The organism is Microbacterium sp. Leaf203, from assembly GCF_001421275.1.
Lineage (GTDB): Bacteria > Actinomycetota > Actinomycetes > Actinomycetales > Microbacteriaceae > Microbacterium > Microbacterium testaceum_A.
In genome coordinates this window covers 395,521-418,074 of record NZ_LMKF01000022.1, presented here as the reverse complement: position 1 = coordinate 418,074, position 22,554 = coordinate 395,521, and the positions used below count along the sequence as shown (strand labels likewise).

The following is a 22,554-nucleotide window of genomic DNA, read 5'->3' as shown; positions in this document are numbered from 1 at the left end:
CCGCGAGAACAGGGGGCGCGACGAGAACAGGCCGATTCGCGGCGGATCGTCCTGTTGCGACGACTTCTCCTGTTCTCGTGGCGGGCGGGGCGCCGGGGTCGCCACACCCGACCCACCGATCGTCCAGAGTCGCCTCGGTACACTTCCCTGTGCCCGAAACACCCCTGAGCCCCGATCGAGACGCCGCGTCGGCGGCATCCATCGATCCGACCGAGCTCGAGATCGCGCTGCGCGTCATCGACGCCGCCTCCTCGCTCGACCCCGAAGACCCCGCGTACATCGCCCTGCGCCGCCAGACCGGCAAGCTCTACAAAGACGTCAAGCGTCAGTCGCGCAAAGAGAAGCGCCAGCGCATCGCCGACGCGGATCGCGCCGTCGTCGCCGCCACCGCGACCGGAGCCGCCGACCGCATCGACGACGAGACGCGCGGCATCCCGCTCGCCACGCGCACGACCACGCCGTTCGCGGGGGAGCTCATCAAGGCGCGCGCCTGCTACATCTGCAAGCAGGACTACACGCTCGTCGACGCGTTCTACCACCAGCTCTGCCCCGACTGCGCGGCCATGAGCCACGCCAAGCGGGACGCCCGCACCGACCTCACCGGCAAGCGCGCCCTGCTCACCGGCGGCCGCGCCAAGATCGGCATGTACATCGCGCTGCGGCTGCTGCGCGACGGCGCGCACACCACCATCACCACGCGCTTCCCGCGCGACGCGGTGCGCCGCTTCTCGTCGCTGCCCGACAGCGCCGACTGGATCCACCGGCTCAAGGTCGTCGGCATCGACCTGCGCGACCCCGCCCAGGTGATCGGGTTGGCGGAGTCCGTGGCATCCGACGGTCCTCTCGACATCCTCATCAACAACGCCGCGCAGACGGTCCGGCGCTCACCGGGGGCGTACAAACCCCTGGTGGATGCCGAACTCGCACCGCTTCCGGACGGCCCCCTGCCCGAGCTGGTCACCTTCGGCCACACGAACGACGCCCACCCGTTGGCGCTGGCGCAGTCCGTCTCGGCGCATCCGATCCTCGCCGCGGCCGCGCGCACCGCCGACGAACTGACCGCCGAGGCGATGGCCGCCGGATCGTCCTCGCTCGAGCGTCTCGCCGCGGGCACCGCCATCGACGCGGGCGGTCTCGTGCCCGACGAGGACCGCATCAACAGCTGGACGCAGCACGTCGACCAGGTCGAGCCCCTCGAAATGCTCGAGGTGCAGCTCGCCAACATGACCGCGCCGTTCCTGCTCGTGAGCCGCCTGCGCCCCGCGATGGCCGCATCGACCGCTCGTCGCAAGTACATCGTCAACGTGTCGGCGATGGAGGGCGTGTTCGGCCGCGGATACAAGGGCCCGGGCCACCCCCACACGAACATGGCCAAGGCCGCTTTGAACATGCTGACGCGCACGAGCGCGCGAGAGATGTTCGAGACCGACGGCATCCTCATGACCGCCGTCGACACCGGCTGGATCACCGACGAGCGCCCGCACTTCACCAAGGTGCGCCTGGCCGAAGAGGGCTTCCACGCCCCGCTCGACCTCGTCGACGGCGCGGCCCGCGTGTACGACCCGATCGTGCGCGGCGAGGCCGGCGAAGACCTGTTCGGCATCTTCCTGAAGGACTACAGCAAGGGCAGCTGGTGAGCTGACGCGCGAAGCGCGGCGGTCGCAGCGGGTCAGCCCGCGGGCAGGAAGTACTCGCGAGCGAGGGGCGCGATCTCGAGACCGGATGCCGTGGCCGCGGTGACCCAGCGGAGCTCGGCGATCTCGGCATCCGGGATCGGCTGCTGGTCGCCGATGTCGACGCGGAAGACCTCGGCCACGACCTCGAACCCCGGTTCGTTCGCGGCGCTCGCGGCGTACGACCCGAGGGGCTCGAGCTCGTCGGCGCGGACGCGCAGACCGACCTCTTCGGCCAGCTCCCGCGCGAGGGTCTCGGCGGGCGTCTCGCCGGCCTCGGGCTTGCCGCCGGGCTGCATGAACGCCGTCGTGCCGGCCTTGCGCACGAGCAGCAGACGCCCGTCGGCGTCGGTGATGACCGCGGCCGAGACGTGGATGCGGCGCGGGGGAGGGGCATCCGGGATCACTTGGGCACGGTAGCACTCGGGCGGGGGAGGGCCCGAGCGCGTCGAGCGTCCAGAACACCCGGACGTCTCTCGAGATCGTCCGGGTGTCGTGGACACTCACGCACGGGGGTGGCCCCGGGTCAGAGCGCGCCGCGCCGGATGCCGGTCACGATCGGCCGCGTCGACGCCAGGGCCGCGGCGACCAGCGCGAAGCCCGCGGTGAAGGTCAGCGCGATCGTCAGCACCGACAGGGGCGCCACGATCAGGCTGATCCCGACGATCGGGAACGCGAGCATCAGGCCGAGCGCGGCGCCGCCCACCGAGGCCCATCGCAGCGGCACCATCACGGTGATGCGGCGGGCGCGGCGGAGTTCGGCATCCGGGATGCCGAGCCGGTCGAGACCCACGATCAGCTCGCGCTCCTCGAGCACCGACGCCGCCTGCGTCACCCCCACCGCGCACGCGAGCAGCACGAAGGCGATGCCGAGGGTCACGAGGACCCCCGTGCGGATGTCGGACATCAGCGTCCCGGCGTCGCTCGCGACATCCGCGATCGAGAGACCGCATCCGGCCACGACGGCGATGAACGACACGAGCGCCATGCCCGACACCCGGCGCCACGCCGGTCCCGCGTGCGCGGCGAGCTCGCGACCGGCGACCAGCTGGGCGGCGGTGCGGGCATGACGGGCCATCGCCCGACCGCGGGCGGCGACGATCGGCGCGCCGATGAGGTTGAGCAGCGCGAGGGCCCCGGCGAACAGTCCGAAGAGCACGGCCATGGTCACGGCCGGCCCGAGCAGCTGACCGAGGGCTCCGAGATTCGACACGAGCATCACGACCCCGACGATCAAGACGCCGCCGACGACGAAGGCGGTCGTCCTCTTCGCGGGCGCCTCGCTGCGGGTGCGCACACCGAGCGGAGTCACGGCGACCTTGCGCAGGCTCGCGGCCGCACTGACCGCACCGATGAGCACCACGGATGCCACCACCCCGGCGCCCAGCAGCGGATCGACGACCACGGCCCCGACGCCCACCGGGCCGCCGAAGAACGGCAGCAACCCCACGAGGGGGAGGAGCGCAGCATAGAGGGCGACCCCCGCGACGGCTCCGGCGGCGGCGATCGCGGTGGCCTCGAGCACGGTCAGCGACCACAGCTCGCGCGTGCTCGCACCGAGCAGGCGGAGGGTCGCGAGCCGGTCGTTGCGGCGACGACTCGTCAGACGGGCCGCCGCGGCGCCCAGGGTGATCAGGGGCACCGCGAGCAGCACCAGGGCGAGGACGGCCAGGATGCCGTAGAGCCCGCCCTCGGCTCCGGCCCGGGGATCCACGAGGAACATGCGCGCGCCGCCGGCGACGACCAGCAGCAGCGCGGTGGTGACGGCGAACGCGACGACGGGGAGGGCGATCGCGGCCCGGCCCTGGCGCGCGGGGCGCGAGAGCAGGCGGGCAAGGGGCAGGACGGTGCTCATCGGGCCGCCTCCGTCGAGGTGGAGGTGGGGGCCGAGGCAGGGGCCTGGGCCGAGGTCGCGGCGGGGGCCGGCCAGAGCGGAGCCGCCTCCGGCGTCGCGCTCGCCGGACGCGCCGGCTCCGCGGCATCCCGAGCCGAATCGCCCACGATCCGCCCGTCGCTCACCCGCACGATCCGCGAGCAGCGGCGGGCGACGTCGGCATCGTGCGTGACCATCACCAGGGTGCGGCCCTGGCCCGTGGTCGCGCGCAGCAGGGCGTCGAGCACCTCGGACGAGGTGGCCGAGTCGAGGGCCCCGGTCGGCTCGTCGGCGAACACGACGGGAGCGCCGGTCACCTGGGCGCGCGCGATCGCGACACGCTGCGCCTGACCACCCGACAGCTGCCCGATGCGCCGGCCCTCGAGGCCCGCGAGCCCCAGGGCGGCGAGCCAGACGGCCGCGTGCCGCTCGGCATCCGGCCGGCGCATGCCCTTCAACAGCAGGGGGAGTGCCGCGTTCTCGACCGCGGTGAGTTCGGGCAGCAGCAGGTGCTCCTGGAAGACGAATCCGAGCGACTCGCGGCGCACCCGAGCTCGCTCGCCCTCGATCAGTCCGACGAGCTCGCGCGGGGCCGTGCCGGGGGCGCTCAACACGATCGAGCCCGCGTCGGGGGCGATGACCGCCGCGAGGCAGTGCAGCAGGGTGGTCTTGCCCGAGCCCGAGGCGCCCATCACGGCGACGGACTCGCCGGCGCGGATCGTGAGCGAGACGTCGTCGAGGGCGCGCAGCTCGCCGTACTGCTTGACGAGGCCGGAGGCGGTGAGCACAGGTGAGGAGGTCATGGTTCCATCCCAGCGATCCCGGCCACCCGGGGCGTCCGTCCCGCGAGGTATCCGCGTCGTCCTCGGGATCGATCTGTCGTTCACCCTCCGAATTGGTCTTTTCGCCCCGCAGAGATCGCACGCATGAGGTCCGCTCGAGCGTGCTCGGCGCCGGGCAGCGGAGGACGGCCGCCCCTCTCCGGTCGGCTGGCTCAGATCCCTGGGTGTCAGCCCGTGCGGAGGGTGTGTTCCTCGAACCACTGCTGGACATTGCTGAGTGAGGGCGGATTCTCGCCAGCGACCGTCCGAACGAAGCGGTCGCCCTCGTCGGGGTCGGCCGTCAGGGTGTACCCGTTGAAGTCGTAGAACACTGCGGTGAGGTACCAGCTCAGCCGTTCGTTGCCGTCCAGGAGTGGATGGTTGTGGTTGATCCCGGTGAAGAGCACGGCGGCTTTGCGGTGGATGCCTTCGTGGACCTCTTCGCCGAAAACCGGCATGGGGGCGGCGAGGGCGGAGAGCAGGCCGCCCCGATCTCCGTAGTGGAAGCCTTTATCCGCGATGAGCTCGTCGACGTCCTCGGGATGGAGGTATTCGGTCACTGGGAGAGTCGGTCGAGGAGCTCGGCGTCTCGGTTGTCCACCTGGGCGATGGCGTCGCGGAACCGGCGGCGCCGTTCGGCGCGTTCGTCCAGGTGCAAGACTGCCTGCTCGATAACGGCGTTCTTGCTCATCTGCATCACGGCGGCGAGGTGTTCGAGGCGCGCTTCCGCCTCGTCTGACAGGCGAACCGTCATGACCATGGTGGCGTCCTCCCTCTCTGGTTGCATCGAGATACGGCGCAGGGTCGGGGAGGGGTGGCGCCAGCGGTTCGGTGCCCCGTCTGGGCGGCGATCGCAGAGAACCCTGACAGATATGGCAAGGGCTCGATACGCGGTCCGCCGTTCACTCTCCGGTCTCCTCGCGCTCACCCGCGGCCGCCACACTGGGCTCCGTGATCCCCTTCAAGGCGACGGCGGCGGTGCTCGTGGCATCCGCCGTCTGGCTCCCCCTGGCCGCGGACGGCGCCGCGCCGAGCGATGACTCGATGGTCATCCAGGTGCAGGTGCCCGCGCGCACGGGCGCCCCGACCACTCCCACGCCGACGCCCGCCTCGAGCGCGGTTCCGGATGCCACGACCCCCCGCCCCGGCGCGCTTCCCGCCACGGGGGCCGAGGTTGCGCTGTGGGGTGCGGCCCTGGCCGTCGCGGCCGTGGTGGCGGGCGTGGTCATCCGCTCGCGGCGGCGCCGCGCCTGAGGCCCTGCGACGCGCGGCATCCCCGCCCCCAGGCTCGGTGATTCGCGCAACCTCAGCCCGAATCAGGCCCCGGCGACGGAGGTTGTGCGAATCCCTGAGCCTGTGCTCACGGCCGCACCCGCAGCGCGGGGTTCGACCGGCGGCCGCGACGCACCCGATCTCAGCGATTCGCACAACCTCAGCCCTGGCACGGCGCCGGCGACAGAGGTTCGGAGGATTCCTGAGCGTGTGCCACGGGGCGCGAACGCCGGAGCGGGGCGCCCGCTCAGTCGATCCAGAGCACGATGCCGCGGAGACCCGTGAGCACGGCCGCGACTCCCGCGCGCACCGCCGCGCCCGCGCGCTCGGGTGTGAACGTCGACGGATCGTACGCGGCGGCGGTGCCCAGACCCTCGCCGCGGTAGGCGGCCCCGGTCCAGTCCGCCGCGGTGACGTTCTCGGTCGGCTCGGCGAGCTCGGCGCCGACGATGAGGAACTGGCGGTCGAGGTGATTCGCGGTCACCGTCGCGAGCGGGTCGACGAGGGCGTCTCCCGCGCTGATGATCAGGTCGGGATTGAGCTCCATCGCGCGCACGGCCCCGTCGATCATGTCGTCGTCGGCGTGCACGACGCGCAGGTCGGCGTGGGTCTCTTCCGCCCAGTCGCGCACCGCGGCGACGAGGGTCGCGGTGGGAGCGTCATCGCCCACGGTGAGCAGGGCGACCCGGTACCCCGCGGGGGCGGACACCCCGTTCCACGAGCCGGGGGCGGGAGTGTGCGTCGACTCGGGCGCCGGAGCCGTCGCGGGAGCGAAGCCCGGCGCGGGGGACCCCACGGCCGCGGGAGCGGGGCGCATCGCCGACCAGCCCTCGTCGCTCGCGCAGCCCGCCAGGACCGCCACCACCGCCGCCGCCGACACCGCGGCCAGGACCCGTCGCTTCACCCCCTCACCCTGAACCGTTCAGGTGGCGCGCAGGAGAACACCGCCCGCACGTTTCGTTTCCGTTCGCCCCACCGCGGGCAACCGTTCACGACGAGCGCGCACGATCTCCGACGGAAAGGTGCACATGTCTGACTCTGTTCGACGCGTCCTCGCGCGCGTCCTGCTCGTGGCCGCGGGGATCGCGGCGCTGCTGTCCCTGGCGGCGCCGGCCTCGGCCCACGGCATCCTGTCGGTCGTCTACGCGAACCTCGAGAGCGGCGGCACCGGCGTCGTGCGCGCCGAGCTGCAGCTCGAGTACGACCTGCTCGTCGTCTCGGCCGCCGACGCCGAGAAGGACGACCCGCTCTACCAGGAGGGGATGGCCGCGTTCCAGGACGGCGACGCGACAGCGCAGGCCGCCGTGCTCATCTCGCACCGCGACACGATCGCCCGCTACGTCAGCGAGCGGTTCCGGATCACCGCGTCCGGGGCGGCGTGCACCGCGCGCATGGACGACGACATCTCGATGACGCGGCAGGACGGAGTGCCCTACGCCGTCGTCACCCTCGAAGACGCCTGCCCGCCGTCCGAGAACGGGCACGAGATCGCGGCCTCGCTCTTCCCCGACGCCGAGGGCTACGTCACCGACACCAAGACGATCCTCACGTACAACCTCGACCTGCACGAGGGCAGCACGGTGCTGGATGCCGAGCACCCCTCGTTCACCACCGCGCAGTCGCCGCTGGAGCGGTTCTGGGAGTTCTTCCGCCTCGGCGCCGAGCACCTGCTGACCGGGATCGACCACATCCTCTTCCTGCTCGCGCTGATCGTCGGATCCCGGCGCCTGCGCGAGATCGTGATCGCCGCGACGACGTTCACCATCGCGCACTCGGTGACGTTCATCCTCGCCGCGACCGGGGTGATCGCCGCTCCCCCCGAGGTGGTGGAGCCGACCATCGCCCTCTCGATCGCGGTCGTCGCAGCGTGGTACCTCTGGCGTCTCGTCCGCCGCGATCAGGCCGACGAAGACCTGTCGAAGGCCCACGGCTTCCTGCGGCTCGACCGCGCGGGCTGGCTGCGCGTCGCGGTCGTGTTCGTCTTCGGTCTCGTGCACGGTCTCGGCTTCGCCTCGGCGCTCGGCATCGACGAGCCCTGGTCGTGGACGCTGCTGTGGTCGCTGCTGGTGTTCAACGTGGGCATCGAGGCCGTGCAGATCGGCATCATCGTGATCGTCTTCCCCCTGCTGGTGCTGCTGCGCCGTCGCGCCCCGCGCGTGGGGATGTGGGTCAGCGCCGCGATCGCGGTCGTGGTCACCGTCGCGGGACTCGTCTGGTTCGTGCAGCGCATCCTCGGCATCGAGTGACGGGTGTTGGCGCAGCCGATACGTGTGCTGAGTCAACAATTCACTCGGACGACACCCGGCGGGCGGAGCGTGGGATGCGCTCGCCATCGGTGAGTGTGCACCAGAGACCCCCTCGAAAGAAACGGACAGCCATGTTCCTCACCGCATCGACGTCGCACGGGACGCGCACGCGTCGCCGTGTCTCGTGGATCGCAACCGCCGCGGTCGGCGCCTCCCTCGTCCTCACGGGCGTGGCGAGCGTCCCGGCGGCGATGGCCGACACCACGGCCACCCTCACCGGCGTCATCCTCGGCGTCGGTGCCGACCAGTCGCAGCGCATCGTGACCTGGTACTCCTCGGCCGACACCGCCCAGACGGTGCAGCTCGCGCCCACCTCGGCGCTGACGGGCGGCCAGTTCCCGGCGTCGGCGACGACCTTCTCGGCATCCGGAACGGCGAACATCGCCGCGAGCGGCGGCTTCAACCGTCACGCCACGATCACCGGCCTCGCCGAGAACACGGCGTACTCGTACCGCGTCGGCTCCGAGGGCAACTGGTCGGACACCTACGCCTTCAAGACGCAGTCGTTCGAGGGCGACTACGACTTCCTCTTCTTCGGCGACCCCCAGATCGGGTCCTCGGGCGACATCGCGAAGGACCAGGCCGGCTGGCAGGACACGATGAACGTCGCCGTCTCGGCCAACCCGAACGCCGAGATGCTCGTCTCGGGCGGCGACCAGGTCGACTCCGCGAACCGCGAGGACCAGTGGAACGCCTTCCTCGCCCCCGACGCCCTGCGGCAGATCCCGTGGGCGGCCACCATCGGAAACCACGACGTGGGCGGCAAGGCCTACGAGCAGCACCTGTACACCCCCAACACCGACCGCTCCGGCGCCTACTACCGCAAGGGCTCGGGCAGCATCGGCACCGAGTCGGGCGGTGACTACTGGTTCATCTACAAGGACGTGCTGTACATCGACTTGAACAGCAACAGCTACGCCACCTCCCAGGGCGGCGGCGGCGACGACGCGCACATCTCGTACGTCACCGACGTCGTGAACACCCACGGGGCGGATGCCAAGTACACGGTGCTCGTGTACCACCACGCGATCTACTCGCCGGCCGATCACGCGAAGGACTCCGACAACAAGGTCCGTCGCACCGACTTCCCCACCGCGTTCTCGAAGCTCGGCGTCGACCTCGTTCTCCAGGGCCACGACCACAGCTACTCGCGCTCGTACGAGATCAAGAACGGCGCCAAGGCGAACGCCGACGAGAAGCCCGGTCAGGACGAGGTCTTCGAAGGCCCCGGCGGCGTCGTGTACGTCACCGCCAACACGGCATCCGGATCGAAGTACTACGACATCACCACGCCCGACAGCAGCGGAACGAGCGGTGCCGGCAACGGCGCCGACCCGCTCAACCCGGCGAACTACTGGTACAACTCCGTGCAGAACCAGGAGCACGTGCGCTCGTACGTCAAGGTCCAGGTGAAGAAGGACCAGCTGGTCGTGCAGAACATCCGCTCCGGAACCTGCGACGCGCCCAACGCGGCCGTCGAGCTGAAGAAGGTGCTCTGGTGCGGCCCCGAGAACGGCTCGAAGCCCGCCGAAGCCGTGGGCACGATCCAGGACGAGGTCACCATCCACCCCAACCACGGCGACGGTCAGGACATCCAGGTCGACGTCCCCACGGGCGCTCCCGGTGAGTTCGGGTGGACCATCAACGGCCACAACGGCCTGGTCGACATGGGCACCGCGCAGGAGAAGAACCTGCAGTACTTCGAGGCCACCGGTCAGATCAACCCGATCACCGTCACCGACACCCGCGCGAGCAAGTCGCCGTGGTCGGTCTCGGCGTCGGTGGGCGACTTCGTCGACGACGGCAAGACCTTCAAGGGCTCGTTCCTCGGATGGGCGCCGAAGGTCGTCACCCCGGGTGCCGGAGCCGTCGCGGGTGCCGCGGTGAACTCCGGGTACGACGGCGGCGACGGTCTGTCGGTCTCCCGCCTGCTCGGTTCGGCTCCCACCGGTCACGACCGCAGCGCCGGAGTCGTCGGCGCCGACCTCGACCTGAAGATCCCCAACACCATCGACAAGGGAAGCTACCGCGCGACCCTGACCCTCACCGCCCTGGCCGGCTGACCAGAGCGAACAGCGCCGGCGGGGAGCTCGTCTCCCCGCCGGCGACCCTCTCGAAGGATCCCCCATGACTCGACTGCCCTCCCTGTCGCGGGTCGCCGCCCTCGCCCTCGCCGCCGCTGTGATCGCCGGGGGCGCGTGGAGTGCCGCGCCCGCCCTGGCCGCGACCGACGACGTGACCTGGACCGTGCGGACCGCCTCGAACGCGCTCGGCGCCGATCGCACGAACTACAGCTACGCGCTGAACCCCGGCGCCCACCTCGACGACGCCCTCGTGGTCGCCAACCGCGGTGCCGAGGCCGTCGAGCTCGACGTGTACGCCGCTGACGGCTACACCACCTCGACCGGCGCTCTCGATCTGCGCATCGCCGGCGAGCAGTCGGTGGGCGTGGGCGCGTGGGTCACCGTGCCGCAGCGTCACGTGACCGTCCCGGCCGGTCAGACGGTCGAGGTGCCGTTCGCGGTCGACGTGCCCCAGAACGCCACTCCGGGCGACTACGCGGGCGGGGTCGTCACCTCGCTCACGGTCGCCGACGCCTCCGCGAACGTCAACGTCGATCGTCGCCTGGGCATCCGCACCGGCATCCGTGTCGGGGGAGACCTCGCCCCGGCGCTCGCCGTCGACGACCTGCGCGTCGGGTGGGACGGCGGTTTCGTGCCCTTCCTCTTCGGCGACGCCACCGTGCACTACCGCCTGCACAACACCGGGAACGTCTCGCTCGCGGCCGAAGAGGCCGACGCGGTCACGGGTCCGTTCGGGCTCGCGCGTCTCGATTCCGCGCCCGACGACGCGGCCCCCACCCTGCTGCCCGGCGAGAGCTGGGAGCGCGACGTGCGGGTTCCCGCGGTGGCCGCGATGGGTGTACTGATCGCGTCGGTGTCGGCGACCCCGATCGTGACGGATGCCGCGGGCTCCATCTCGACCCTCGATCCGATCGAGGTGTCGACGTTCGGGTGGGCGATTCCGTGGCCGCTGCTGCTCCTGGTCGTGCTGATCGTCGCGGGGGCGGTCTTCGGTCCGCGTCTGCTGCGCGAGCGCCGTCGCCGGGCCCAGCAGGCGGAGGACGAGCGCGTGGCCGCCGCCGTCGAGCGCACGCTGGCCGAGAAGGAGCGCCAGCTCGTCGAGTGACCGGCGGGTCATCGACATCGTCATGGGGATCGACGTCGGCGACCCGCCGGAGCTTCAGTTGTACCCGAGGATCACGCCCGATTCGAGGTCGACGTCTGAAGACGCGAAGGCGGGGTGATCGGAACCGTCTGCTTCACTCACCCGACGATTCTGCCGCCGCCCCGGGGTGGGGCGAGGGTTCCTCACGGAACGCACACGGGAACGATCCGCGACGTGAGGACGACGAACGGACCGGGCCTCTCGGCTCGGTCCCTCGGTCGTGTATCGGTCGGTCAGAAGTGGATCGACGGCCCGTGCGCGATCGGTGTCGCGGGCCGGTAGTGGATGACCTCCGCCTGGACGGTGGCGGGCACGATCGCGGCGGTGACGGCGGGGCCGACCGTCAGCAGCGCCCCGAGGACGACGGCGACGACGGCGAGACGGGATGATCGGGCGGGGCTCACGGACGGGGGGATCACGGCTTTTCCTTCGATCGGTTCGGCAAGACGATCGTATGGTGAAAAACCTACGCGAAGGTGAGCAATCGGCTGAGAACGCCGTCGGCTACCCCCTCGGTGCGGGCGTCCGACCGGCTTCCCGGCCCTCGAACGCCGACGCCACGACATCCGCCACGTCGTCGAGAGCCGCGTCGTCGCGACTGCTCAGCCACCACTCGACCAGCCCGTCCACGCTTGCGCGCAGGGCGGCGGCGACGATCGGGATCGGGGTCTCGAGCGTCCGCCCCGTCGCCGTCGACCAGCGCTCGATGCTGTCCGAGATGGCGCGGATGCTCGCTTCGATCTCGCTCTGCGCGGCGGCCCGCAGGTCGGGATGGGAGCGGGCGGATGCCGTCAGCTCGCTCACGACGCGGTACTCGCTCTCGTGTCGGCGCAGGTCGCGCGCGAGTCCGCGCAGTGCGAGACGCACGGCCGCGGCGAAGTCGTCGAGGGCGAGGTCGTCGGCCCACACGGCCTCGAGGGTGCGCTGGGATGCGCGGTGGAGCACGGCCTCGACGAGGGCGGTCTTGGATCCGAAGGCGTAGGTCACCACGCGATGTGCGACGCCGGCGCGCTCGGCGACCCGGCGCAGGCTCAGTGCCGACGCGCCCGCATCGGCCACGACGGCGAGGGCGGCGTCGAGCAGGCGTTCGCGGCGCTCTTCGAGGGGGAGGTAGTCACGGGTGGGGGCCTCGGCGTTCACGGCGTTCTCCAAGCGATCGGGGCGGTCGAGTCTCGCATACTGAATATATCCACACGGACCAATTGGAGACGCGATGACCGACCTGCACATCACCCCCGCTCGAGAGGCCGACCTCCCCGCCGCCGCGCGCGTGCTCGCCGAGGCCTTCCGCGATGATCCCGTGATGGCCGCGATCCTTCCGGGCGGTCGCCGCATCGAGCGGCTCACGACCCTGTTCACCGCGCTCCTGCGGGGCGCCGCCTTCGAGACCGGCAGCGTCGACCTCGCTCGTCGCTCCGACGGGGACGAGATCCTCGGGGTGGCCGCGTGGGAAGGCCCCGGCGCGGCATCCCTCCCCTGGCGCCAGCTCCCCGGCTACCTGTCGGCCCTCGGCGTCGCCGGCATCGTCCGGGCGGCGGCCCTGTCGTCGCGGCTGGCGCGTCACCGCCCGCGGTCGCCGCACTGGTACCTCGCCCAGATCGGCGTCTCGCCCGCCGCGCGCGGACTCGGCGTGGGCGGTGCTCTCCTGCGCTCCCGCCTCGAGACGCTCGACGTCACGCGCACGACCGCCTACCTCGAGTCGTCGACCCCCGACAACCGCCGCCTCTACGGCCGCCTCGGCTTCGAAGAGCTCGCGCCGATCCCGGGGATCCGCGGGGCCTCGCCGATGGCCATGCTCCGCCCGCCCGCGCCCGCGCGGCACGCGGTGCCCGCCCGAGCGGTCTGAGGGGGCGTCCCGGGCAGGCATCTCGACGTCGAGCGTCCACAAAGTCCGCTCAGGCGCCGAGGAATAGACTGGGCGACATCGACACCGTCTCTCCGGGACCCTCCGTGACCACTCCTTCTTCCGAGCGCGCCTTCGACGTTCGCCACGTGCAGCTCGCGCGCGCCCTTTTCGCGGCGCTGGCCGCCGTCATGGTCACCTTCTCGTCCGACCACTCCGCCCCCCTCGGCCTCGGGGTGTTCAGCGGCTTCGCGCTCGCGACCGGGCTCGTCTTCGCCCTGTCGGTGTGGCTCGTCCACCCGCGCGGCCAGCGCCTGATCCCGGCGCTGCTCGCGATCGTCTCGATCGTCGCGGGCATGGTCGCCAGCGTCGGCACCTGGCGCACGACCGGCGTCTTCTTCGGCGTCGTGATCGCGTGGGCTCTCGTCTCGGGCGCGATCGAGCTGATCGGCGCCCTGCGCCAGCGCAAGACGGTCGGGGCCGCGGGTGCGCGAGACGGCGTGCTCATCGGCATCCTGAGTCTCGTCCTCGGGGTCGTGCTGCTGCTCCCGATCCAGCAGTACGCGCTCGACTACAGCATCGCCGGGGCGGGTTCGTTCACGCTGACCGGCATCACCATCGCCGTGGGTCTCTTCGGCGGGTACGCGGCGGTCGTCGCCGTGTTCCTCGCGATCGCGGGGTTCTCTCCGCGCCGCACCGAGCCCGTTCCGGCCGTACCCTCCGAGGAGGCCGCGTCATGACCGACAAGCCCACCACCCGCCGCGACCTGATGAAGCCCGTTCAGCTTCTCGGTCTGGCTTTCATCGCCGCCCTGTTCGCCGGGTTCGTCACGCTCATGTCGATGGGCTTCTTCCAGACGCGGCCCGCCGACCAGATCCAGCGCGCGCTGATCGTGGGCCTGGTCGCCGCGGGAGCGACGTTCATCGTCACTCTCGTCTCGCTGGCGCTGCTGCTGCTGGCCGTCGACCCCTCCAAGGTCACCGCCACGGTCGACCGTCCGCTGCTTGTTCCGAAGAACGCTCCGGATGCCGACGCCCCCGAGGCCGCGGCCGCGCCCGAGTCTCCGCGTGCCGACGACGGCCCCACCGAGCCGCGCGCCTGACGCGCCGATCGCGACCCGCGACTACCGGCGCGGGTCGATCATCGTCATCCCCGCGGGTGACGCCGAGTCCATCGTCGGCAGCAGGTCGGCCGCCTCGGCGAGTCCCACCACGCGCTCGATGAGCTCCTGCGGTCGCAGGGCGCCGCTCTCGATGAGCGAGAGCATCTCGGGATAGTCCACCGCGGCCATGCCGTGGCTGCCCAGCAGGTCGAGTTCCCACGCGATCACGCGGGCCATGGGCATCGAGGTCATGCCGTCGGCGGTCGGGAGCAGCCCGATCTGCACGTGCCGCCCGCGTCGACGCAGGCTCAGGACGGCGTCGCGCGCCGTCTGGGCGCTGCCGACCGCGTCGACCGAGACGTGGCTGCCGCCGCCGGTGATCTCGTGCACGGCCGCGGCGATGTCGGACCCGTCGGCGACCAGCGTGTGCTCGGCCCCGAGCCGCTTCGCCGCGTCGAGAGCCGCCGGGGTGCGATCCACCGCGATGACGCGCGCGCCCAGGGCGGCGCCGATCATCACAGCGCTGAGGCCCACGCCGCCCGCGCCGACGACGGTGATCCACTCGCCCGCCTGCACGCGCGCCCGCCCCGTGAGCGCGCGGTAGGCGGTGGCGAAGCGGCAGCCGAGGGCGGCCGCGGCCTCGAACGAGACGTCGTCGGGAATGCGCACGACGTTCGTGTCGGCCGCGCGCAGCACGACGTGCTCGGCGAAGCTCCCCCACTGGGTGAAGCCCGGCTGCTGCTGGTCGGGGCAGACCTGTGCGTTGCCGCCGAGGCACCACTCGCAGGCCCCGCAGCCCATCACGAAGGGCACCGTCACGCGGTCGCCGACGCTCCAGCGCTGCACGCCCTCGCCGACCTCGACGATCACGCCCGCCAGCTCGTGCCCCGGAACGTGGGGGAGTGAGACGTCATCGTGCCCGACCCACGCGTGCCAGTCGCTCTTGCACAGGCCCGTCGCGTGCACCTCGACGACGACCCCGCCGGCGGGGGCGCTCGGGGCCTCGACCTCGCGCACCTCGAGGGGTTCGGCCAGGGCATCCATGATCATCGCGCGCATGGCATCCATTCTCCTGCTCCGCGTGCGCGGCCCGCGCGCGGGGGTTCACGCCCGCGGACAGCGCCTCGCGCGCCGCCCGCCCGTCGCGTGTCCAGAACACGCGGACGCTTCGGGATTTCGTCCGGGTGTTCTGGACGCTCACGTCGCGTGAGCGGCGACGTCAGGCGTGCCGGCGGCGGCGCAGAAGAAGCAGACCCGCGCCGAGACCCCCGAAGACCAGGGCCAGGATGCCGAGGGCCAGAGGCATCTCGGAGCCGGTGGCGGCCAGACCGCTGCCGGCCGCCGCGGTCCCGCCCGATCCGCCGACGGTGCCCGCCGGGGTGCCGGGGGTACCCGCGCCCGTTCCGGAGCCGTCGCCCGCTCCCGCGTCCTCCCCCGGTGCGGCCCCCGCCACGACCGTGACGGTCGCGGACCGCGCCTGCTCGAGGTTGCCGGCCACGTCGGTGGAGCGGAACTGCACGAGGTGGTCTCCGGCGCCGGTGAGCGTCACGCTCGAGCCCGCGGTCCACGTCGTCCCGCCGTCGAGCGAGTACTCGGTCAGGGCGACGCCCGAGGTGGCATCCGTCGCCTGGAACACCACCGTCGCCTCGGCGGGTGCCAGGGCCTGGAACACCGCGGCCGGCTGCATGAGGCGCAGCAGCGTCGAGGGCTTCTCGGTCGAGGCCTCGGTGGTCGGGGCGGCCGTGTCGATGCGGATGGGGAGCGATCCGGCGACCTCGGGCACCTCGGTGCCGTTCCACAGGGCGCGGTAGTCGACGGTGTGGTCGCCGTCGGTGGTGACGTCGAAGTCCGGCCCCGTCTGCCACGCCCCGCCGTCGATGCGGTGCTGCACCTCGACGTCGGTGTTGCCGTCGTGCGACAGGCTCACCGGTACGGGAGCGGCGGTGTACCAGCCGGCGGCGTTGGGCTGCGTCCGCAGGAACGGCTCGATGTGCGCGATCCCGCCGGCCTCGGCCACGAAGAACTCGGGGATCTTCAGGTACGACCCGGGGGTCGCGAAGGTGAAGCGCAGGCCCGTCGCCAGGACCTTCTGGAACGACAACGTCGTCTCGACGCCGTTCGTCACCGTGGGCGCGTCACCGGTGAGGGGCAGCGGCTTCCACTGGTTGTCGTGGTAGTCCCGGTACTCGAGCGAGACACCCGCGATCGATCCCTCGAGGTTCGTGAAGCGCACCTCGTTCAGACGGTGGATCTCCAACGTCTCCATCGTGAAGGTCGCGGAGTCCTTGTAGCCCGCGTCGGTCCAGGTCGACCACGCCGTGCCGAGTCGGCCGTCGCACGCGTTGGAGGCGGGCATCGTGGCCCACTTCGTCTGGTGGAAGGATGCCGACACCGTCGTGCCCATATCGCGGCACACGTTCACGGCCGAGGCGTTGCCCCACACGTCGACCTCCGAGATCGACTGCCACGTGTTCGCCTGGCTCGTCAGCCGGAGCCGCAGGGCGCTGGCCGCCGGAAGCGTGCGGGCGTCGATCACGGCCGTGGGGGCCGGGGCGCTGGCATCCTGAGCGAGGGTCGCCTCGACCGCGGTGTCCTTCCATGCGCCCGAGGCGTCGCGGTACTGCACCTGGATGCGCGAGGGCCAGGTCGCCGTCGCCCCGTCCTTGTAGGTGTGCACGACGATCGAGTCGAACGTGCGGTCGGTGCCCCAGTCGAACTGCAGCCAGCTGTCGCGCGGGTAGCCGTTTCCGGTCCAGTCGTCCCAGCCCTTGGCCGTGGGGTTGCCGTCGGTGAGGGTGGCGACGAGGTCGGAGCGGCTCGACGCGGTGACCGTCGCCTCGGGGGCGATGTCGGCGATGCCGGGCTCGGCGACCGTGATCGTGCGTTGGAACGAGCGACCGGCGGTGAAGTTCGCGTCGGCGGCGAGGGTGCCGGTGATCGTCTGCGGGCCGAGCGCGCTCGTGTCGACCGTCGACCAGGTGACGGCGACCGGGGCGGTGCCGGCGGAGGTGTCGACGGGGACGCTGGTGGGCAGCTGCGGGGTGGCGCCGCGGCGGACGGTCTCGGGCAGACCGGTGGTCACGGCGCGCCAGGTGCCGTGGCCGAAGCCCTTGTCATCCCAGTACGAGGCGTCCCATCCCTTGCCGTAGCGCGCGGGGTCCTCGGCGGCGGGGTTGTGCATCTCGAGGCGTCCGTTCTCGCCCACCGTGAGCGGGAGCCAGACGTAGGTCGAGTCGGACTTGCCCTCGTTCCAGCGGTCGCCCATGTAGACGAACTTGCCCGGCTCGAGTTCGAACACGTTCGTCGTCTGCGAGCCGAACGTCGAGCGGCGCACGTCGCCGATCGAGAGCAGGCCGTCACCCCCGTCGGGGATGGCGTTGTACGAGACGGTCTCGTTCACGTCGTTCGCGTCGACACCGCGGATCCACGTGCCCATCAGGTTCTTCGTCGTGTAGTACGTCTGCGGGTTGGGCGCCCAGCCGGTCGCGCCCGAGGTGACGACGCTGTAGGTGCCGTCGCGCTCGAAGATCGCGGGCGCCTCGAGGTGGCCGCACTCCTTGACGATCTGGAAGTCCTTCCCCCGTTCGGGCGCCGCGGGGGTCCCGTCGGCGAAGACGTAGGGGTAGCGGCCGTCTTCGGAGTACTGGTTGACGTCGAGGGTGTCGCGATCGGTGGTGTGGGTGACGTTCGTGTAGGCGTCGTCGAGGGCGGCGACGTAGAGGCTGTAGTTCTCCTCCGACGAGTACGAGATGTAGGCCTTGCCGTCGTCGTCCTGGAACACCGTCATGTCGCGCGCCTGACCGGGGACCGCGTACTGCGTGCAGGCCTGGTAGTCCGTGCGGTTGGGCATGCGGAAGGCGCCCGTCATGCGGAACGGGCCCGCGGGCGAGTCCGATACGGCGACGGCCGCCATCGACCGCGCGTAGGTGCTGCCGCCGGGCTCGGTGCGCCCGTCGGCGTGCCACCACATGACCCACTTGCCGGTCTTGGCGTTGTGCAGCACCTTGGGGCGCTCGAAGATCGCGGTGTAATCCGAGTTCTGCGTCGAGTTGAGGTGGTACGCGAGGGCGTCGATCTTCTCGGTGCGCGGCTGGCCGTTCTCGTCGACGGTGTCGTACAGATCCTCGAAGTAGGGCGTGAGCAGGTCGTCCCGCGTCGAGATGCTGCGGAGCGCGTCTCCAAGGTTCGTCCAGTTCTTGGCATCCGTCGATCGATACACCGCGACGCCGGGGCTGTTCCAGTAGCCGTTCGTGCGGTCTTCGCCGTACCAGTAGTAGACGGTCTGGCCGTTCTCTTCGGTCGTGACGACCTGCCCGCCGTGCGCCTGGATGTGCCGGCCGTCGGTGTCGTACCAGGCCGGTTGGAAGTAGTCGGCCGCGCCGAGGCCGGGGTCGGCGAGCGGCTGGAAGTTCGTGTAGGTGACGGGCGGGTCGATCCGGGGCACGCCGTCGTTCGGATCGGTCGGCACGCCGCCCGCGGCGCTCGCCGCGAGGGGGGATGCCAGGGCTCCGGCGACCACGGCAGCGGTCACGGCCGCGAGGAGCGTGCGCACGAAAGAGGAAGAGGGGCGTCGAGGCGTCATCGCGTCTGTTCCGATCTGCGCCGCGACGGTGCGGCGCACGACGGCCCGGGGGCCGCGGTGGGGGATGTTGACGTCAACACTATGGGGCACCGGTGCGCGACGTCCAGGGGCAGTTCGCGGTGGGGTGCTCGCCGACGCGAATGCCGCCGGCACGACGCGGGCGCGAGAACACGTCGAGTGTCCAGAACAGCCGGACGCTTCCGAAGATCGTCCGGGTGTTCTGGACACTCACGGAGGGGGCGGGGCGGCGGCGCGTACCGCGCCCGCAGCGCGTTACAGCGCGTCGACCACCTGCGACGCGAGGCCCGCGTACGCGGCGGGGGTCAGCGCGAGCAGGCGCTCTTTCGCGGCGTCGCCGATGTCGAGACCGCGCACGAACTCCGCGAGCTCGGGGCCGCCGACGCGGCGTCCGCGCGTGAGGTCCTTCAGCAGCGCGTAGGGGTCGGTGATCTGCGAGCGACCGGCGGCGATCTCGGCGCGCACGACGGTCTGGATCGCCTCGGCGAGCACTTCCCAGTTCACGTCGAGGTCGGCCAGCAGCACGTCTTCGGCGAGCGAGATCTCGGTCAGGCCCCGCTGCAGGTTGTCGAGCGCGAGCAGCGAGTGTCCGAAGGCGACGCCGATGTTGCGCTGCGTGGTCGAGTCGGTGAGGTCGCGCTGCATGCGGCTGGTGACGAGGGTGGATGCCAGAGTGCTGAACAACCCGCCGGCGATCTCGAGATTCGCCTCGGCGTTCTCGAAGCGGATCGGGTTGATCTTGTGCGGCATCGTCGACGAACCGGTGGCTCCCGCGACGGGGATCTGCGTGAAGTAGCCCAGCGAGATGTAGGTCCAGATGTCGGTGGCGAGGTTGTGCAGGATGCCGCCCGCGTGACGCGCGCGGTCGTACAGCTCGACCTGCCAGTCGTGCGACTCGATCTGCGTGGTGACCGGGTTGAAGCCCAGGCCGAGCGACTCGATGAACGCGCGCGTCAACTCGGGCCAGTCGACGTCGGGCTCGGCGGCGACGTGCGCCGACCAGGTGCCGGTGGCCCCCGAGAACTTGGCGAGGTACTCCCCGGCGTCGAGCTGACGGATGACGCGCTCGAGGCGCCACGCGAACACGCCGATCTCTTTGCCCATGGTCGTGGGCGTGGCCGGCTGCCCGTGCGTGCGCGAGAGCATCGCGGCGTCGCGGTGCTGCGTCGCGAGCTCGGCGAGGGCGGCGGTGACCGAGCGGAGCTTCGGCAGCCACACGCGCTCGACCGCGCGCTGCACGGTGAGGGCGTAGGCGGTGGAGTTGATGTCTTCGCTGGTGCACGCGAAGTGGGTCAGCTCGGCGAGGGCGGTGAGGCCCAGGGTGTCGAGGCGGTCGCGCACGAGGTACTCGACGGCCTTGACGTCGTGGCGGGTGACCGCTTCTTTCTCTTTCAGCCACGCGATCTCGTCGGCGCCGAACTCCTCGTAGAGGGCGCGCAGGCGCGTGCGGTCGGCGTCGGAGACGGGCGAGGTGCCGAACAGCGAGCGGTCGGTCAGGGCGAGCAGCCACTCGACCTCGACCTCGACGCGGGCGCGGTTGAGACCGGCCTCCGACAGGTAGTCGCCGAGGTCCGCGACGGTGGCGAAGTACCGTCCGTCGAGCGGGCTGAGGGGCTGCGGGGGCAGAGAGGACACGGGTCTCCCGGGGGTTGCGCGAACGGGTCAGCCCGCGGAACGGATGGCGGGCTCGAGCTGTCGGAACAGGGCCCTGCTGGCGCGTTCGATCATACCGAGCACCTCGTCGAACATCGGGGCCCCGGCGTAGTACGGGTCGGGGACGTCGAGGGTTTCGGCATCCGGAAGGAAGGACTGCAGCAGGGCGATCTTGTCGGCGTCGTCTTCGTCGCGCGCCCACCCGCGCAGCACGCGCTCGTGGCTGCGGTCGAGGGCGACGACGAGGTCGTTGCGCTCGAAGTCGGCGTACTGGAACTGCCGGGCGCGGTGCGAGGAGCCGTCGTAGCCCAGGCGGTCGAGAGCCGCGAGGGTGCGGTGGTCGGCGCGCTCGCCGACGTGCCAGTCGCCGGTGCCGGCCGAACTCGACGCGATGTGCGCCCCGAGGCCCGAGGTGTCGGCGATACGGCGGAACACGACGTCGGCCATCGGCGAGCGGCAGATGTTGCCACTGCATACGAACACGACGCGGAACGGCGCGTCGGGGTTCGCGGTCATCCCCCCATCATGGCGGTGATGGGCCTCGAACGCATCAGCGGCGTTCGCGCTCCTCGCGCCGCGGACGCAGGATGCCGCCCAGGACGGCGTTGATGATGCCGATGAGCAGCGCCGCCACGACCGTCAACCAGAACTCGCCGGTGCGCAGGCCCCAGTCCCAGTTCTCGGTGATGACGCCCGTGAGCCACAGCAGGAAACCGTTGATGATCAGCGAGATGAGCCCGAGCGTCAGGATGTAGAGCGGGATCGCGACGATCTTGACGACGGTGCCGATGATCGTGTTGACCAGCGCGAAGATGAGCCCGACCACGAGCAGCGTGAGCAGGACCTGGAACCACTCGCCCGGGGCGAAGGGGATGAGCCGCACCTGCAGGGCGGGCAGCAGCGTGACGATCCAGATGGCGAAGGCGTTGACGGCGACGCGGACGACGAAGCGCATGCCCCCATCGTGGCACGGCCCGCCGTCGCGCCGCGGGGTTGTGGAGAACGCCCCGCGCGCTCGAGGCCTAGGGAGGACTCGCGGGGGGAGATGCCCCCGAAAGTGGGACTGACGCGCACGGCGGGCCCCGGTTAGGCTCGCGGGGTGAGTGAAGACCCGGTCCTGCCCCGTATCCGCCCCGAGATCGCCGCGCTGCCCGCGTACCGGCAGGGACGACAGGCCAGCCCCGACGCCTTCAAGCTCTCGAGCAACGAGAACCCCTTCGAGCCGCTTCCCGGCGTCCTCGACGCGGTCGTCGCCGCGGGAGCCTTCAACAGATACCCGGATGCCACGGCCGCCCGCCTGCGCGAACGCCTGGCCGCACGGTACGGCGTCTCGCCCGACGAGGTGCACGTCGGAGCCGGCAGCGTCTCGGTGCTGGCGCAGCTCCTGCTGGCGACCTCGGGCCCCGGCGACGAGGTCGTCTACGCCTGGCGCTCGTTCGAGGCCTACCCTTCGCTCGTCGCGGTCGCGGGGGCGAAGAGCGTGCAGGTGCCGTTGACCGCCGACTCGCGTCACGACCTCCCCGCGATGGCCGCCGCCGTCACCGAGCGCACGCGCCTGGTGATCGTGTGCAGCCCCAACAACCCCACGGGGCCGACCGTCGGTTACGACGAGTTCGCCGCGTTCGTCGACGCCGTGCCGCGCGACGTGCTCATCGTCCTCGACGAGGCCTACGCCGAATTCGTGACCGACCCCGCGTCGGTCGAGGGCAGTCGGGTGCGCGCGGTGCTCGGTCGCCCGAACGTCGTCGTCCTGCGCACCTTCTCGAAGGCGTACGGGCTCGCGGGTCTGCGTATCGGCTACGCGATCGGTCACACCGGAGTGCTCGACGCCTCGCGCAGCACCGCCATCCCGCTGTCGGTCACGGCGGCCGGAGAGGCCGCGGCGATCGCGAGCCTCGATGCCGAGAGCGAGCTGCTGCACCGCGTGAAGGTCATCGCCGAGCGACGCGACCGCCTCGTCGGCCGCCTTCGCGAGGCCGGGTGGGATGTCCCCGACGCCCAGGGCAACTTCGTGTGGCTCGCCGCCGGCGATCGCACGGTCGAGGTCGCCACCGCTTTCGAAGAGGCCGGGCTCATCGTGCGTCCGTTCCCGGGCGACGGCATCCGCATCTCGATCGGCGAAGAGGAGTCGCTCGACCGCGTGGTCGAGGTCGCCGCGTCCACCGCCCCACACTGATCCGCGG

The 22,554-nt window shown here is 71.4% G+C and carries 22 protein-coding genes; 9 read left to right on the top strand and 13 right to left on the bottom strand.

Annotation, left to right across the window (positions count from 1 at the left end):
- Positions 1-149 precede the first annotated feature (149 nt).
- Complete coding sequence (locus ASE56_RS03220; RefSeq protein ID WP_056224861.1) at positions 150-1,637, top strand: SDR family oxidoreductase; 1,488 nt, start codon at positions 150-152, stop codon at positions 1,635-1,637.
- Positions 1,638-1,669: 32 nt separating this feature from the next.
- On the opposite strand, the gene ASE56_RS03215 is transcribed toward ASE56_RS03220, so the two are convergent.
- From ASE56_RS03215 to ASE56_RS03195, 5 genes are all read right to left on the bottom strand, one after another.
- The gene (locus ASE56_RS03215; RefSeq protein ID WP_056224856.1) at positions 1,670-2,080 is read right to left on the bottom strand and encodes an NUDIX domain-containing protein; all 411 of its coding nucleotides are present in this window, start codon (positions 2,078-2,080) and stop codon (positions 1,670-1,672) included.
- Positions 2,081-2,199: 119 nt separating this feature from the next.
- A complete protein-coding gene (locus ASE56_RS03210; protein ID WP_056224853.1) occupies positions 2,200-3,528 on the bottom strand; it encodes an FtsX-like permease family protein in 1,329 nt (442 codons plus the stop codon).
- Positions 3,525-4,349, bottom strand: coding sequence for an ABC transporter ATP-binding protein (locus ASE56_RS03205; protein WP_056224851.1), 825 nt, complete (start codon positions 4,347-4,349; stop codon positions 3,525-3,527). Before ASE56_RS03205 ends, ASE56_RS03210 begins: the two co-directional genes overlap by 4 nt.
- 206 nt (positions 4,350-4,555) lie before the next feature.
- Positions 4,556-4,927, bottom strand: a complete 372-nt coding sequence (locus ASE56_RS03200) for a type II toxin-antitoxin system death-on-curing family toxin (protein WP_056224850.1) — start codon at positions 4,925-4,927, stop codon at positions 4,556-4,558.
- Positions 4,924-5,127: a ribbon-helix-helix protein, CopG family gene (locus tag ASE56_RS03195; RefSeq protein WP_056224849.1), complete on the bottom strand. Its 204-nt coding sequence runs from the start codon at positions 5,125-5,127 to the stop codon at positions 4,924-4,926. The genes ASE56_RS03200 and ASE56_RS03195 overlap by 4 nt, the downstream gene beginning before the upstream one ends.
- A gap of 191 nt (positions 5,128-5,318) precedes the next feature.
- On the opposite strand from ASE56_RS03195, the gene ASE56_RS03190 reads away from it, so the two are divergent.
- Positions 5,319-5,621, top strand: a complete 303-nt coding sequence (locus tag ASE56_RS03190; RefSeq protein WP_056224848.1) for an LPXTG cell wall anchor domain-containing protein — start codon at positions 5,319-5,321, stop codon at positions 5,619-5,621.
- A 265-nt stretch (positions 5,622-5,886) separates the two neighbouring features.
- Here the strand turns inward: ASE56_RS03190 and ASE56_RS03185 are convergent, their stop codons facing one another.
- The gene (locus tag ASE56_RS03185; RefSeq protein WP_056224847.1) at positions 5,887-6,543 is read right to left on the bottom strand and encodes a hypothetical protein; all 657 of its coding nucleotides are present in this window, start codon (positions 6,541-6,543) and stop codon (positions 5,887-5,889) included.
- A 124-nt stretch (positions 6,544-6,667) separates the two neighbouring features.
- On the opposite strand from ASE56_RS03185, the gene ASE56_RS03180 reads away from it, so the two are divergent.
- The 3 genes from ASE56_RS03180 (at position 6,668) to ASE56_RS03170 (ending at position 11,134) form a co-directional block, all read left to right on the top strand.
- Positions 6,668-7,885: a HupE/UreJ family protein gene (locus ASE56_RS03180; protein WP_056224845.1), complete on the top strand. Its 1,218-nt coding sequence runs from the start codon at positions 6,668-6,670 to the stop codon at positions 7,883-7,885.
- Positions 7,886-8,016: 131 nt separating this feature from the next.
- Positions 8,017-10,008 (top strand): metallophosphoesterase family protein, encoded by a 1,992-nt coding sequence (locus ASE56_RS03175; RefSeq protein ID WP_056224843.1) that lies wholly within the window; start codon positions 8,017-8,019, stop codon positions 10,006-10,008.
- 64 nt (positions 10,009-10,072) lie between these two features.
- Complete coding sequence (locus ASE56_RS03170; protein WP_056224841.1) at positions 10,073-11,134, top strand: DUF916 domain-containing protein; 1,062 nt, start codon at positions 10,073-10,075, stop codon at positions 11,132-11,134.
- Positions 11,135-11,406: 272 nt separating this feature from the next.
- Here ASE56_RS03170 and ASE56_RS03165 read toward each other — a convergent pair whose 3' ends face one another.
- Positions 11,407-11,592 carry a hypothetical protein gene (locus ASE56_RS03165; RefSeq protein ID WP_056224839.1) on the bottom strand — a complete coding sequence of 62 codons (186 nt, stop codon included), beginning with the start codon at positions 11,590-11,592 and terminating at the stop codon, positions 11,407-11,409.
- Between the two features lie 85 nt (positions 11,593-11,677).
- A complete protein-coding gene (locus tag ASE56_RS03160; protein ID WP_162234483.1) occupies positions 11,678-12,313 on the bottom strand; it encodes a TetR/AcrR family transcriptional regulator in 636 nt (211 codons plus the stop codon).
- 73 nt (positions 12,314-12,386) lie between these two features.
- Here ASE56_RS03160 and ASE56_RS03155 point away from each other — a divergent pair, with 73 nt between their 5' ends.
- The 3 genes from ASE56_RS03155 to ASE56_RS03145 all read left to right on the top strand — a co-directional run bounded on the left by ASE56_RS03155 (position 12,387) and on the right by ASE56_RS03145 (position 14,118).
- The gene (locus ASE56_RS03155; RefSeq protein WP_056224836.1) at positions 12,387-13,019 is read left to right on the top strand and encodes a GNAT family N-acetyltransferase; all 633 of its coding nucleotides are present in this window, start codon (positions 12,387-12,389) and stop codon (positions 13,017-13,019) included.
- Between the two features lie 104 nt (positions 13,020-13,123).
- Entirely contained in the window at positions 13,124-13,756 is a 633-nt protein-coding gene (locus ASE56_RS03150; protein ID WP_082450295.1) for an acyl-CoA synthetase, read from the top strand.
- Positions 13,753-14,118: a hypothetical protein gene (locus ASE56_RS03145; RefSeq protein ID WP_056224835.1), complete on the top strand. Its 366-nt coding sequence runs from the start codon at positions 13,753-13,755 to the stop codon at positions 14,116-14,118. Before ASE56_RS03150 ends, ASE56_RS03145 begins: the two co-directional genes overlap by 4 nt.
- 21 nt (positions 14,119-14,139) lie before the next feature.
- Here ASE56_RS03145 and ASE56_RS03140 read toward each other — a convergent pair whose 3' ends face one another.
- The 5 genes from ASE56_RS03140 to ASE56_RS03120 all read right to left on the bottom strand — a co-directional run bounded on the left by ASE56_RS03140 (position 14,140) and on the right by ASE56_RS03120 (position 21,326).
- Positions 14,140-15,177 carry a zinc-dependent alcohol dehydrogenase family protein gene (locus tag ASE56_RS03140; RefSeq protein ID WP_056224833.1) on the bottom strand — a complete coding sequence of 346 codons (1,038 nt, stop codon included), beginning with the start codon at positions 15,175-15,177 and terminating at the stop codon, positions 14,140-14,142.
- A gap of 160 nt (positions 15,178-15,337) precedes the next feature.
- Positions 15,338-18,649 carry a discoidin domain-containing protein gene (locus ASE56_RS03135; RefSeq protein WP_235556916.1) on the bottom strand — a complete coding sequence of 1,104 codons (3,312 nt, stop codon included), beginning with the start codon at positions 18,647-18,649 and terminating at the stop codon, positions 15,338-15,340.
- A gap of 324 nt (positions 18,650-18,973) precedes the next feature.
- Positions 18,974-20,353, bottom strand: coding sequence for an adenylosuccinate lyase (gene purB, locus ASE56_RS03130; protein ID WP_056224831.1), 1,380 nt, complete (start codon positions 20,351-20,353; stop codon positions 18,974-18,976).
- 27 nt (positions 20,354-20,380) lie between these two features.
- Entirely contained in the window at positions 20,381-20,887 is a 507-nt protein-coding gene (locus ASE56_RS03125) for a low molecular weight protein-tyrosine-phosphatase (protein ID WP_056224830.1), read from the bottom strand.
- 34 nt (positions 20,888-20,921) lie between these two features.
- Positions 20,922-21,326, bottom strand: a complete 405-nt coding sequence (locus ASE56_RS03120) for a phage holin family protein (RefSeq protein WP_056224828.1) — start codon at positions 21,324-21,326, stop codon at positions 20,922-20,924.
- A 144-nt stretch (positions 21,327-21,470) separates the two neighbouring features.
- Between ASE56_RS03120 and ASE56_RS03115 the strand changes: the two genes are divergently transcribed.
- Positions 21,471-22,547 carry a histidinol-phosphate transaminase gene (locus tag ASE56_RS03115; RefSeq protein ID WP_056224826.1) on the top strand — a complete coding sequence of 359 codons (1,077 nt, stop codon included), beginning with the start codon at positions 21,471-21,473 and terminating at the stop codon, positions 22,545-22,547.
- Positions 22,548-22,554: the final 7 nt, after the last annotated feature.